This window comes from Tardiphaga sp. 839_C3_N1_4 (assembly GCF_051811045.1).
In the GTDB taxonomy this organism is placed as follows: domain Bacteria; phylum Pseudomonadota; class Alphaproteobacteria; order Rhizobiales; family Xanthobacteraceae; genus Tardiphaga.
This window is the reverse complement of record NZ_JBPWQD010000001.1, coordinates 6,042,917-6,055,439: the sequence shown is the minus strand read 5'-3', so window position 1 is coordinate 6,055,439 and position 12,523 is coordinate 6,042,917. Positions and strand designations below refer to the sequence as shown.

General features: G+C 61.7%; 11 protein-coding genes and 1 riboswitch. Of the genes, 8 read left to right on the top strand and 3 right to left on the bottom strand.

Features of this window, described 5'->3' with window-relative positions; translation table 11 throughout:
* Window positions 1-22: 22 nt before the first annotated feature.
* Window positions 23-117: riboswitch (glycine riboswitch) on the top strand.
* Window positions 118-258: 141 nt separating this feature from the next.
* The 3 genes from gcvT to gcvP are packed head-to-tail and all read left to right on the top strand — an operon-like array spanning window position 259 to window position 4,709.
* Complete coding sequence (gene gcvT / locus AB8A38_RS28895) at window positions 259-1,407, top strand: glycine cleavage system aminomethyltransferase GcvT (RefSeq protein WP_439088314.1); 1,149 nt, start codon at window positions 259-261, stop codon at window positions 1,405-1,407.
* An 11-nt stretch (window positions 1,408-1,418) separates the two neighbouring features.
* Window positions 1,419-1,784, top strand: a complete 366-nt coding sequence (gcvH, locus tag AB8A38_RS28890) for a glycine cleavage system protein GcvH (RefSeq protein WP_315842954.1) — start codon at window positions 1,419-1,421, stop codon at window positions 1,782-1,784.
* A 60-nt stretch (window positions 1,785-1,844) separates the two neighbouring features.
* Window positions 1,845-4,709, top strand: coding sequence for an aminomethyl-transferring glycine dehydrogenase (gene gcvP / locus AB8A38_RS28885; protein WP_439088312.1), 2,865 nt, complete (start codon window positions 1,845-1,847; stop codon window positions 4,707-4,709).
* A 40-nt stretch (window positions 4,710-4,749) separates the two neighbouring features.
* Here the strand turns inward: gcvP and AB8A38_RS28880 are convergent, their stop codons facing one another.
* Window positions 4,750-5,247, bottom strand: a complete 498-nt coding sequence (locus tag AB8A38_RS28880) for a YciE/YciF ferroxidase family protein (RefSeq protein WP_439088311.1) — start codon at window positions 5,245-5,247, stop codon at window positions 4,750-4,752.
* Window positions 5,248-5,361: 114 nt separating this feature from the next.
* Window positions 5,362-6,534 (bottom strand): M20 aminoacylase family protein, encoded by a 1,173-nt coding sequence (locus tag AB8A38_RS28875; RefSeq protein WP_439088309.1) that lies wholly within the window; start codon window positions 6,532-6,534, stop codon window positions 5,362-5,364.
* A gap of 165 nt (window positions 6,535-6,699) precedes the next feature.
* Here AB8A38_RS28875 and AB8A38_RS28870 point away from each other — a divergent pair, with 165 nt between their 5' ends.
* The 5 genes from AB8A38_RS28870 (at window position 6,700) to AB8A38_RS28850 (ending at window position 11,081) form a co-directional block, all read left to right on the top strand.
* Entirely contained in the window at window positions 6,700-8,319 is a 1,620-nt protein-coding gene (locus AB8A38_RS28870; RefSeq protein ID WP_439088307.1) for a GMC family oxidoreductase, read from the top strand.
* A gap of 77 nt (window positions 8,320-8,396) precedes the next feature.
* Entirely contained in the window at window positions 8,397-9,347 is a 951-nt protein-coding gene (locus AB8A38_RS28865) for a metallophosphoesterase family protein (protein WP_439088305.1), read from the top strand.
* A 12-nt stretch (window positions 9,348-9,359) separates the two neighbouring features.
* On the top strand, window positions 9,360-9,689 hold the full coding sequence (locus tag AB8A38_RS28860; RefSeq protein WP_315842959.1) for a cupredoxin domain-containing protein: 330 nt from the start codon (window positions 9,360-9,362) through the stop codon (window positions 9,687-9,689).
* A 79-nt stretch (window positions 9,690-9,768) separates the two neighbouring features.
* Complete coding sequence (locus AB8A38_RS28855) at window positions 9,769-10,332, top strand: sigma-70 family RNA polymerase sigma factor (RefSeq protein ID WP_439088303.1); 564 nt, start codon at window positions 9,769-9,771, stop codon at window positions 10,330-10,332.
* Complete coding sequence (locus tag AB8A38_RS28850; RefSeq protein ID WP_315842961.1) at window positions 10,329-11,081, top strand: anti-sigma factor family protein; 753 nt, start codon at window positions 10,329-10,331, stop codon at window positions 11,079-11,081. Before AB8A38_RS28855 ends, AB8A38_RS28850 begins: the two co-directional genes overlap by 4 nt.
* 3 nt (window positions 11,082-11,084) lie before the next feature.
* Here the strand turns inward: AB8A38_RS28850 and hpnO are convergent, their stop codons facing one another.
* Window positions 11,085-12,476, bottom strand: coding sequence for an aminobacteriohopanetriol synthase HpnO (gene hpnO, locus AB8A38_RS28845; protein WP_315842962.1), 1,392 nt, complete (start codon window positions 12,474-12,476; stop codon window positions 11,085-11,087).
* Window positions 12,477-12,523 lie beyond the last annotated feature (47 nt).

The window sequence follows — 12,523 nt, the reverse complement described above, 5'->3', positions numbered from 1 at the left end:
ATGCTCTTGTGCCGACGTTGAAAGACGTCACGTCGGGAGAGACCGGCCCCCGTTTGGGCCGGCGCCGAAGGAGCAACCGCCCCGGAAACTCTCAGGCAAAAGGACCGCGTGACAGGTTAGCATCTGGAAAGAGATGCCTTTGAGCCCAAATGGGCCGATGGCGTCCGCCGACGGGATAATACTCTCAGGCACAGCGACAGATGGGGCTCGTACAGGCACTCCGGGAATGGTCCCGGGGAACCGCGAGGACCCGTCACCATGCTAGCGACCGATAAACCCTCAACTTTAAAACAAACGCCGCTGCACGCCCTCCATGTCGCCCGTGGCGGCAAGATGGTGCCCTTCGCCGGTTATGACATGCCGGTGCAATACGCCACCGGCGTGCTGAAGGAGCACCTTCACACCCGTGCTGCAGCCGGCGTATTCGACGTCTCCCATATGGGCCAACTCACCTTGCGGGCGAAGTCCGGCAAGGTCGAGGACGCCGCTTTGGCGCTCGAAAGACTGGTGCCGATGGACATTCTGGCGCTGGCGCCAGGGCGCCAGCGTTATGCCCAGTTCACCAATGACGCCGGCTGCATTCTCGACGACCTGATGGTGGCGAATTTCGGCGATCATTTGTTTCTCGTGGTCAACGCCGCCTGCAAGGATGAAGACGAGGCGCATCTGCGCGCGCATCTCACCGACACATGCATCATCGAGACCTTGCCCGACCGTGCACTGATCGCGCTGCAGGGTCCGAAGGCGGCGGACGTGCTGGCAAAGTTCTGCCCTGAGGCACCGGCGATGAAGTTCATGGATGCTGGTCCGCATCAGGTGAACGGCATTGCCTGTTTCGTCTCACGCTCCGGCTATACGGGCGAAGACGGCTACGAGATCTCGATCCCGAACGATCAGGCCGAGGCCCTTACCGCCGCCTTGCTCGATCATCCCGACGTCCTGCCGATTGGCCTCGGCGCCCGCGACAGCCTCCGTCTCGAAGCTGGGCTGTGCCTCTACGGCCATGACATCGACACGACGACCACGCCCATCGAAGGCGGGTTGAACTGGTCGATCCAGAAGAGCCGCCGGACCGGCGGCGCCCGCGCCGGCGGCTTCCTCGGCAGCGACAAGATCCTGGCGCAGCTCGATGGCGGCGCACCGCGCAAGCGCATCGGCCTGCTGCCCGAAGGCCGCGCGCCCGTGCGCGAAGGTGTGCTGCTGTTTGCCGACGCCACCTCCACCAAATCGATCGGCAGCGTCACCTCGGGCGGCTTCGGCCCCAGTCTCGGCGCGCCAATTGCAATGGGCTATCTGCCCAGCGCGCAGGCAGCCGACGGCACCACCGTCTATGCCGAGCTTCGCGGCCAGCGGATGCCGATGAAAGTGTCACCCATGCCCTTCGTCCCCCACAGCTACAAGCGTTGAGGAACTGCCCCATGACCACCCTGTACACCGAAGACCACGAATGGCTCGCGATCGACGGCGACGTCGTCACCGTCGGCATCACCGACTACGCACAGTCACAGCTCGGCGACGTCGTGTTCGTCGAACTGCCCAAAGTGGGCCGTGCGCTGAAGAAGGCCGAAGCCGCCGCCGTGGTCGAATCGGTCAAGGCCGCCTCCGACGTCTATGCGCCGATCACCGGCGAGGTCGTGGAGATCAATGACGCACTCGCAGCCGAGCCCGCGCTGGTGAATTCCGATGCCGACAGTAAGGCGTGGTTCTTCAAGCTGAAGATCGCCGACAAGAGCGAGCTCGAAGGCCTGATGGATGCCGACGCCTACAAAGCTCACACCGCCTAGTCGTCATGCCCGGCGACTGCCGGCCATGACGACTTCTGAAATTCGTTCGAGGAACAACAGATGACCCTGAACAAATCTTCCGGTGACGTCGCCACCGATTTCGTCCGCCGCCATATCGGCCCTTCGCAAGCCGATATTCGTGTGATGCTTGAAACGGTCGGCGCGAAAAGCCTGTCCGCACTGATGGGCGAGACGCTCCCTGCCTCAATTCGCCAGAAGACGCCGCTCGATCTCGGGCGAGCGCTCAGCGAAACCGAGGCGCTGGCGCATATGACCGAGATGGCGGCCAAGAACGCGGTGTTCACGTCACTGATCGGCCAAGGCTATTCCGGCACGATTCTCCCGACCGTGATCCAGCGCAACATCCTGGAGAACCCGGCCTGGTACACGGCCTATACGCCGTATCAGCCGGAGATCAGCCAGGGCCGACTCGAGGCGCTGTTCAACTTCCAGACCATGATCTGTGACCTCACCGGTCTCGATGTCGCCAATGCGTCGCTGCTCGATGAAGCGACCGCCGCTGCGGAAGCCATGGCACTGGCCGAGCGCGCCTCAAACGCTCAGACCAAAACCTTTTTCGTCGATCATGAAGTTCATCCGCAGACCCTCGCGGTGCTGCGCACCCGCGCCGAGCCGCTCGGCTGGAAGCTTCAGATCGGCAATCCGCTGACCGATCTCGACAAGGCCGACGTGTTCGGCGCGATCCTGCAATATCCCGGCACGACCGGCACCGTGCGCGATTTCAAGCCAGCCATTGCGGCGCTCAAAGCGAAGGGCGCGCTCGCCGTCGTCGCCGCCGACCTGCTGGCGCTGACGCTTTTGGCCTCGCCGGGCGAACTCGGCGCGGACATCGCGATCGGCTCGGCACAGCGCTTCGGCGTGCCGATGGGATACGGCGGTCCGCATGCCGGCTACATGTCGGTGCGCGACGCGATCAAGCGCTCGATCCCGGGCCGCCTCGTCGGCCTCTCCATCGATTCCCGCGGCGAGCCCGCCTATCGCCTGGCGCTGCAGACCCGCGAACAGCATATCCGCCGCGAAAAGGCGACGTCGAACATCTGCACCGCGCAGGTGCTGCTCGCAGTCATCGCCTCGATGTATGCGGTCTATCATGGCCCCGAAGGCCTCAAACACATCGCTCGCACGGTCCATCGCCGCACACTGGTGCTGGCCGCTGGCCTCAAGAAGCTCGGCTTCGCGTCGGAGAGCGAAGCCTTCTTCGATACTCTGACGGTGACCGTCGGCGACAAGCGCGACGGCATCATTGCCGCAGCCCAGGCCGAGAAGATCAACCTGCGCATCGGTGACGGCACGATCGGCATCGCGCTCGACGAGACCACGACGCCGGAAACCATCGAAGCGATCTGGCGCGCCTTCGGTGGCAAGCTTGGCTATTCAGACGTCGAGCATGGCGTCAGCGACGCCCTGCCCGCCTCGCTGAAGCGGAGCTCGGCCTTCCTCACGCATCCCGTCTTCCACAGCCATCGCTCCGAGACCGAACTCCTCCGCTATATGCGGAAGCTCTCGGACCGCGACCTGGCGCTCGACCGCGCGATGATCCCGCTCGGCTCCTGCACCATGAAGCTGAACGCCACCACCGAGATGATGCCGTTGACTTGGCCCGCCTGGGGCTCGCTGCATCCATTCGTGCCCCGCGAACAGGCCGCCGGCTATCACCAGCTTTTCGCAACACTGGAAAAGTGGCTGTGCGACATCACCGGCTACGACGCCGTATCGCTGCAGCCGAATTCCGGCGCGCAAGGCGAATATGCCGGGCTGCTCGCGATCCGCGCCTATCACGCGGCGCGCGGCGACAGCCATCGCAATATCTGCCTGATCCCTTCATCGGCGCACGGCACCAATCCTGCCTCGGCCAGCATGGTCAATATGGATGTGGTTGTCGTCGCCTGCGACAAGCGCGGTGACGTGGACGTCAACGACCTGCGCATCAAGGCCGAGAAACACGCTGCCAATCTCGCGGCAATCATGATCACCTATCCGTCGACCCACGGCGTGTTCGAGGAGCATATCCGCGAGATCTGCGAGATCGTCCACGCCAATGGCGGTCAGGTCTATCTCGACGGCGCCAATATGAATGCGCAGGTCGGCCTGTCGCGTCCGGGTGATTACGGCGCGGACGTCAGTCATCTCAACTTGCATAAGACGTTCTGCATTCCGCACGGCGGCGGCGGCCCCGGCATGGGCCCGATCGGCGTCAAGGCGCATCTGGCGCCCTATTTGCCCGGTCATCCCTCGGCCAACAGCGATGTACCGGTGGGTCCGGTGTCGGCCGCACCCTACGGTTCGGCGTCGATCCTGACCATCTCCTACATCTACATCCTGATGATGGGCGGCGCGGGTCTCACCTCGGCCACCGAGCTTGCGATCCTCAATGCGAACTACATTGCCACACGGCTGCATCCGCACTTCCCGGTGCTGTATCGCAACGAAAAGGGACGCGTGGCGCATGAATGCATCATCGATCCACGCGCATTCAAGACGTCTGCCGGCGTCACCGTCGACGATATCGCCAAGCGCCTGATCGACTATGGTTTCCACGCACCGACCATGAGCTTTCCTGTCGTGGGGACGCTGATGATCGAGCCGACGGAATCGGAATCGAAACTCGAACTCGATCGGTTCTGTGAGGCGATGATCGCGATCCGCAAGGAGATCACGGATATCGAGAGTGGCCGCTGGAACGTCGAGGCGTCGCCGCTGCGTCATGCGCCGCATACAGTGCACGATATCGCGGATGACGACTGGAAGCGCGCTTATACACGCGCCGAAGGCTGCTTCCCGGCTGGGAACTCACGCACCGACAAATACTGGTGCCCGGTCGGCCGCGTCGACAACGTCTATGGCGACCGCAATCTGGTGTGCTCGTGCCCGCCGATGGAAGACTACGCACAGGCCGCCGAATAGAATGAAAGAGCCACCTGCACGCTGCAGGTGGCTCTTTTTGTCAGGCTGCCGCAGCCAGATTGACCGCCGATTTCGCCAGCACCGACAGCGACTCGTCGGTCTTCTTTTCCTGATTGAGCGTCTCGTCGAGCAGCCGCACCGCGTCCTTCATGCCGAGTTCCGTAGCCCAGGTCTTTAAGGTGCCATAGCGCGAGATCTCATAATGTTCGACGGCCTGCGCCGCGGCGAGCAGGCCGGCATCGAGCGCGCTCGTCCCCTTGTATTCGTCCATGATTTCCTTGCCCTCATCCAGGATACCCATGATGGCGTCGCAGGTCTTGCCGCGGGCGGGCTTGTCGAGCAGCTCGAAGATCTGTTCCAGGCGCTCGACCTGGCCTTCGGTTTCGTCGTGATGCTTTTCGAAAGCGGCGCGCAATTTGTCCGAGGTTGCGGCCTTGGCCATCTTCGGCAGGGCTTTCAGGATCTGCTTTTCCGCGAAGTAGATATCCTTGAGCGTATCGAGAAAGAGGTCGTTGAGGTCTTTGTCTTTGGTCGCCATGACGCGCGCACTCCGTTAAGCTAGGGGTTGTTTCCCGCGGCTCAACGTCACCTGATGTGTCTTGTTCCTGAGGTTGTGACGCAACGATCAAAAATCGTTGCGTCACGCTCGCTGTCAGGCCGCCAGAGTGGTCTCGACCAGCTTCACCCAATAGGACGTGCCGTAGACGATCGCATCGTCGTTGAAATTATAGGCGGGGTGATGCAGCCCGGCGCTATCGCCGTTGCCGCAGAAGATGAAGGCGCCCGGGCGCGCTTCCAACATATAGGCAAAGTCTTCGGCGCCCATCACCGGCGGCATGTCGACATTGACCTTCTCGGCACCGGATATTTGGCTGGCGACGCGCACCGCCATGTCGGTCTCGGCGGGGTGGTTGACCACGACGGGATAGCCGCGGTCATAGTCGAGCACGATCTTCGCGCCGGTCTGCAGCGCGACGCCGTTGACCACCTCGTTCATGCGCTTCTCCATGAGATCGCGCACCTCGGAATTCAACGTTCGCACGGTGCCGCGCAGTTCAGCGGTAGCCGGGATGACGTTGCTGGCATGCCCTGCATGGAATTCGCAGATCGAGAGCACCGCGGATTCCAAGGGATTGACGGTACGGGAGACGATTGTCTGCAGCGCCATCACGAGCTGCGAACCGACCAGCACGGAATCGATGGTCTTGTGCGGATAGGCAGCATGGCCGCCCTTGCCCTCGATCTGGATCGAGATGCGGTCCATCGCTGCCATGATCGGGCCCGGGCGCAGCGCGAAGGAGCCGACCGGCATGCCGGGATTGTTGTGCATGCCATAGACCTGATCGATCTTGAAACGGTCCATCAGGCCGTCCTTGATCATCGCTGCAGCGCCCGCACCACCCTCTTCGGCCGGCTGGAAGATCACGACGGCATTGCCGGCGAAATTGCGTGTTTCGGCGAGATATTGCGCAGCGCCCAGGAGCATGGACGTGTGACCATCGTGACCGCAGGCATGCATCTTGCCGGGGGTCTTCGAGGCGTAAGGCAGATTGGTCGCTTCCTCGATCGGCAGCGCGTCCATGTCAGCGCGTAACCCGATCACCTTGTGCTCGCCGGAGGCCGGCTTGCGGCCCTTGATGACGCCAACGACACCGGTGCGTCCCAGGCCCGTCACAACTTCGTCGCAACCGAACTCCTTCAACCGCTCCGCCACGAAGCCCGCGGTCCGGTGCACGTCATACATCAGCTCGGGATGGGCATGCAGGTCACGGCGCCAGGCCATGATTTCCGGTTGCAGATCGGCGACACGATTGATGATGGGCATGGGTCAAGGTCTCGATGCGGTGGAACGGCGATATCCTTGTCTAGCATGTCGCGTGCCAACGGCCCACCCCACCGGTCCCATCCCACGCTGTACAGACGCCCGCCGCCTCGTTAATCCCTTTCGGCACGGCAGGTGAGACCGTGAAACGGATGCGGCAGGGAAACGATGACGACACGGCTCGAGGGTGATTTCGATTATATCGTGGTTGGTGCAGGTACCGCCGGTTGCATCGTCGCCAATCGCCTTTCGGCAGATCCCGGCAAGCGCGTCCTTATTCTCGAGGCCGGCGGCAACGACAACTGGATCTGGTTTCACATTCCGGTAGGCTATCTTTTCGCCATCGGCAATCCCCGGTCCGACTGGATGTTCCGCACCGAGCCGGAGCCCGGCCTCAATGGCCGCGCGTTGGCCTATCCGCGCGGCAAGGTGATCGGCGGCTCCTCCGCGATCAATGCCATGATCTCGATGCGCGGCCAGGCCGCCGACTACGATCACTGGCGCCAGCTCGGCCTCAATGGCTGGGGCTATGACGATGTCCTCCCGGCGTTCAAGACATTGGAAGATCATTTCCTCGGCGCTAGTGAACATCACGGCGCGGGTGGCGGTTGGCGTATCGAAGAGCCGCGGCTGTCCTGGAAAGTACTCGACGCCGTCGGCGATGCAGCGGCCGAAATGGGCATTCGCAAGACCGCCGATTTCAACACCGGCGACAATGAAGGCATCGGCTATTTTCACGTCAACCAGAAGCGCGGTCGGCGCTGGTCGTCGGCCCGCGGCTTTCTCAAGCCCGCACTGCATCGCCCGAACCTGCGCCTCGAAACCAAAGTGATGGTCGATCGCCTGATCGTCGAAAACGGCCGCGCCATCGGCGTGCGTTTCACCCAGAACGGCCAGGAGATGGAGGCGCTCGCCAGGGGCGAAGTCATCCTGTGTGCTGGCGCGGTCGGCTCACCGCATCTGTTGCAGCGCTCCGGTATCGGACCCGCGGAGTGGCTGTCCGCCGCTGGCGTCGACGTCACGCTCGACCGTCAGGGCGTCGGTCGCAATCTGCAGGACCATCTGCAGCAGCGCGCGATCTACAAGGTCTCCGGCGTGCGCACGCTGAACGAGACCTACTATAATCTGTTCCGCCGTGGCTGGATGGGCGTCGATTACGCGCTTCGCCGCCGCGGGCCGCTCACCATGGCGCCATCGCAGCTTGGCATCTTCACGCGCTCCGACGCCCATCGCGAACGCGCCAATATCCAGTTTCATGTACAACCGCTTTCGCTCGACAAATTCGGCGATCCACTGCATCGCTTTCCGGCGATCACCATTGCTGCCTGCAATCTGCAGCCGACATCGCGCGGCGAAATCAAACTGCGCTCGGCGAAGCCCGATGACGCACCGGCAATTGCTCCGCACTATCTCTCAACAGACGACGATCGTCAGGTTGCTGCCGATGCGATCCGTGTCACGCGCAGGCTGATGAAGCAGAAGGCCCTCGCCGCCTATCATCCCGAAGAATACCTGCCGGGACCATCGGTTGGCGACGATGCGGCGTCGCTGGCCAAGGCCGCAGGGGATATCGGCACCACCATCTTCCATCCTGTCGGGACCGCGAAGATGGGCACGTCATCGGACCCGATGGCCGTGGTGGACGAGCGGCTGCGCATTTACGGGATCGCCGGATTGCGGGTCGTGGACGCCTCAGTGATGCCGACGATCACGTCGGGCAATACCAACACGCCGACCGCGATGATCGCGGAAAAAGGCGCGTCGATGATCATCACGGATTCGCGATAACCTCGTTCGGCGGGAATAAATTTCCGTCTTCGTCGGTCCAGTCCCCATAGCCCAATGCAGGGCGATGGAGATTGGCAATGAGTGCATTTGATCACGATCACTCCCACGGCGACCCGAGCCTGAGCCGCCGAAAGGTATTGGAATGCATGACATGGGCTGGCACGGGCGTGCTCTGGAGCATCGCCGGCGGCGTTCCGCACGCCCTTGGGCTGATTGATTCAGCACAAGCGGCAGAGCCCACCGGCCTGACCTTTCTGCAGATCAGCGACAGCCATATCGGCTTCGACAAGCCAGCCAATCCCAACGCCATCGGTACGCTCGAGGAAGCCATCGGCCGGATCAAAGCCATGCCGGTGAAGCCATCGTTCATGATCCATACCGGCGATATCAGCCATCTCTCCAAGGCCTCCGAATTCGACGATGCCGACCGCATCATCTCGCAAGCGCGGCTCGATGTGCATTACGTTCCAGGGGAGCACGATTTCATCGACGAAGAGGTCAAGCTCTACCGCGAGCGCTACGGACGCGGGACCAAGGGCTCCGGCTGGTATTCCTTCGACGCGAGCGGCGTGCACTTCATCGGGCTCGTAAACGTCGTCGATCTCAAAGCCGGCGGACTTGGAAACCTCGGCGCCGAACAACTGGCGTGGCTGGAAGACGATCTTCGCGGCCGATCGAAATCGACACCTATCGTGGTGTTTGCGCACATCCCGCTCTGGACGGTCTATCCGACCTGGGGATGGGGTACCGAAGACGGAGCACGCGCGCTGGACTACCTCAAGGGCTTCGGCTCGGTCACGGTGCTGAACGGCCATATCCATCAGGTGATGCAGAAAGTGGAAGGCAACGTCACGTTCCACACCGCACGCTCAACTGCGTTTCCACAACCGGCACCGGGGACAGCGCCCTCACCTGGCCCCATGAAGGTGGCCGACGACAAATTACGCGGCCTGCTGGGCATCGCCAGCATCATCTTCAAACCCGGCGATGAACGCCTCGCCATCATCGATACCCCGTTGCAAGGCTGAGGGCATCGCAACATGATATCCGTCACCTTACGCAACATCTGCATCCGTGTCGCCATTTTTGCCGTCATAACCTCTTGCATGACAGCGGCGCGCTGCGAAGACCTCGCGGTGATGATCGACAACTTCACCTTCGAGCCGGCGCAGCTCGCCATCAAGGTCGGCACGACCGTCACCTGGAAGAACCGAGACGACATCCCGCACGCCGTGGTCTCAGCCGGAAAATTCAGGTCGAAAACACTCGATACTGACGACAGCTATTCCTTCACGTTCACGTCACCAGGTGACTACACGTATTTTTGCTCGCTGCATCCGCATATGACGGGGATAATCAAGGTTGAGTAGCGGCCAAAACCAAGGCATCACAACGATGCCCGGCCTCTGGAAACCCAGCAGCCGGACATCGGCCGGCAAGGACAAGTCGATGCCAGCGCACAGAGCTGACGACGATGGCGAAAGGACGCGCCGTTTTCGCGAGGTCGCGCTGCCATGCCTCGACGACGTCTATACGCTGGCCCGCTATCTGCTGCGCGACGCTGACGCCGCGGAGGACGCCGTACAGGAGTGCTATCTCCGCGCGCTGAAACATTTCGACAGCTATCGTGGCCCTGCAATCAAACCATGGCTGTTCGCCATCCTGCGCAATATCTGCCATGCGGAGTTCGCCCGTCGCATGAGCTCACCAACCGCGATCGCCGAAATCGCCGAGGCAGAGTCGCAGGAAGCTGCGCCGCTCTGGCATGAGGCACAGGCTTCGCCGGAAGCGGAACTGCTCCGACGTCGCGACGCCACGACGATCCAGCGTCTCGTGAGCACGCTTGCCGAACCGTTCAGGGAAATCCTCGTCCTGCGAGAAATGCAAAACCTGTCTTACCGCGAGATTTCCGACATCGTCGGCGCGCCCATCGGCACCGTGATGTCGCGTCTCGCCCGTGCACGTGCGATGCTCCGGATCGCATGGATGGCTGAAGAGGAGCAGCACCAATGACCTGCGACGAGGCCGAGATCCTTCTTCACGCATTACTCGATGACGAGCTCGACGCCGGGCATGTCCGCGAGGTCGAAGCACACATTGCCACGTGCCAGCGCTGCGCTGCTCAATTGAACGCCTATCGCGACATGCGATCCGCAATGGCCGCCATCGATCTGCATTTTACGGCGCCTCCCCAGCTACGCCGGCGCATCGAAGCAGCGCTCCCCAAGGCTCACGCGCCAAATCGTCGCGCCGTGCTGAAAGGCTTCGCGATGGGGTCGGTGTTGTCCGCCGTGGCTGCGACCGGCCTCGTCGTCGTCGTGCTTCGCCACGAAGACGAGCAGCGTATTCTTTCGGAGGTCGTGTCGGCGCATCTGCGCGCGTTGCAGGCCGGACATCTCACCGACGTGCTCTCCACCGATCAGCACACGGTGAAGCCCTGGTTCAATGGTCGGCTTGACGTAGCGCCGCCGGTTGTCGATCTCACCGCGCAGGGTTTCACGCTGATCGGCGGGCGGCTTGATTATGTCAACGGCCGAACGATTGGCGCCATCGTCTATCGGCGGCGCACCCATGTGATCAATCTGTTCGTTGCACAGACGACAAATGCAGAATCACGCGTGGCCAGGATCGAGACCGTTCAGGGCTTCAACATTCGCCACTGGAGCGAGCGCGGCCTGACCTACTGGGCAGTCAGCGATTTGAACGCCGATGAACTTACTGATTTCGGCAGCAAGGTCGAACTTGCAACGGGAGCGAGCTGAAACCTAGGCTGACTTCCGCACGGCGTTGTCGACCAGCGTCTTGCCGAGCGACCAGATCGCGCCAGGAACCTTGTGGCTATCGGCGATAACGGTACGGAACGAGTTTTCGATCCACTTGCCGTCTTCCTCGGTGACAACCAGCGGCGGCAGTAGCTTGATGGTGTGACTGCCGTGACCGGAGACCTGGGTCAGGATCTTCTGCTCCTTGAACAGCGGTACGGTGATCAACTGGCAGAACAGGCCTTTGCTGGCCGACTCCAGGATATTCCACGATGCTTTGAGGCGCAGCGACTTCGGCGGGCCGAATTCGACACCGATCATGAGACCTTTGCCGCGCACTTCCTTCAGAAGCTCGAATTCGGGAATCATGTTCTGCAGAGCGAGCCGCAATTCAGCACCGCGCTTGGCCGCGTTCTCGACCAGCTTCTCGTGCTTCATGATCTCCAGCGTGGCAATACCCGCGGCCATCGCCAGATCGTTCTTGCCGAAGGTCGAACCATGGACCAGCGAGCGATCCATACGGTTGAAGATCTTGTCGAAGATGCTTTTTCGCGTCAGCAGTGCGCCAACAGGAACATGACCTCCAGACAAGGCCTTTGCGAGAAGGATCATGTCGGGTTCGACGTTCCAGTGCTCGATCGCCAGAAACTTTCCGGTACGTCCGAGGCCGGTCTGGATTTCATCGGCGATGAACAGCGTGCCGTATTTGCGGCACAGCGCAGCGGCGCCCGACAGGAATTCATCGGTGGGCAGGTTGACGCCCTTGCCCTGGATCGGCTCGACGATGAAGCCGGCGACCTGTTTCGACGACAGCGCCTTCTCCAGCGCTTCGAGGTCGTTGAACGGCACCGTGGTGCAACCCGAGAGCAGTGGACCGAAGCCGGTGCGGAAATTGGTGTCGTCGGTCAGTGACAGCGCGCCATAGGTCAGTCCGTGATAGGCGTGATCGCAATATACGATCCCGTCGCGGCCGGTCGCATTGCGGGCGAATTTGATCGCGGCCTCGACGGTTTCTGCGCCCGAGTTCGCGAAAAACACCTTGTCCATATAGGGGACGTTTTCCAGCAGCTTCTCGGAGAGGATACCTGCGAGTGTGGAAACATCCATTTGCACCAAATTGGGCATGTCGGCGTCGAGCACGCTTTTGAGCGCATTCCGCATCACCGGATGGTTCCGGCCAATCGCAAAAACGCCAAATCCGCTCAGTAGATCGAGATAACGGGCGCCGTCCCGGTCGAACAAATACTGGCCGGTGCCTCGCTGAAAGCCAACGTCATATCCGATGGTCTTGAGGACTCGAACGAGCTGTTCATTAAGATGGCGCGTATGCATCGAGCTACGCTGCGCCTCCCGTTCAACAAACATCTCGGAAACGTCTAGATTCGGATATACCATGAGTTACATACGTCGGTTGATGGTCGCTTCGTCAACTGAAAACCGTA

Excerpts from the sequence above, each read along its gene's own strand:
- AB8A38_RS28870 (WP_439088307.1), top strand. The coding sequence starts at position 6,700 with ATGACGACACGGCTCGAGGGTGATTTCGATTATATCGTGGTTGGTGCA.
- AB8A38_RS28850 (WP_315842961.1), top strand. The coding sequence starts at position 10,329 with ATGACCTGCGACGAGGCCGAGATCCTTCTTCACGCATTACTCGATGAC.
- AB8A38_RS28865 (WP_439088305.1), top strand. The coding sequence starts at position 8,397 with ATGAGTGCATTTGATCACGATCACTCCCACGGCGACCCGAGCCTGAGC.
- AB8A38_RS28855 (WP_439088303.1), top strand. The coding sequence starts at position 9,769 with ATGCCAGCGCACAGAGCTGACGACGATGGCGAAAGGACGCGCCGTTTT.
- AB8A38_RS28875 (WP_439088309.1), bottom strand. The coding sequence starts at position 6,534 with ATGCCCATCATCAATCGTGTCGCCGATCTGCAACCGGAAATCATGGCC.
- gcvT (WP_439088314.1), top strand. The coding sequence starts at position 259 with ATGCTAGCGACCGATAAACCCTCAACTTTAAAACAAACGCCGCTGCAC.
- AB8A38_RS28880 (WP_439088311.1), bottom strand. The coding sequence starts at position 5,247 with ATGGCGACCAAAGACAAAGACCTCAACGACCTCTTTCTCGATACGCTC.
- gcvH (WP_315842954.1), top strand. The coding sequence starts at position 1,419 with ATGACCACCCTGTACACCGAAGACCACGAATGGCTCGCGATCGACGGC.
- gcvP (WP_439088312.1), top strand. The coding sequence starts at position 1,845 with ATGACCCTGAACAAATCTTCCGGTGACGTCGCCACCGATTTCGTCCGC.
- AB8A38_RS28860 (WP_315842959.1), top strand. The coding sequence starts at position 9,360 with ATGATATCCGTCACCTTACGCAACATCTGCATCCGTGTCGCCATTTTT.
- hpnO (WP_315842962.1), bottom strand. The coding sequence starts at position 12,476 with ATGGTATATCCGAATCTAGACGTTTCCGAGATGTTTGTTGAACGGGAG.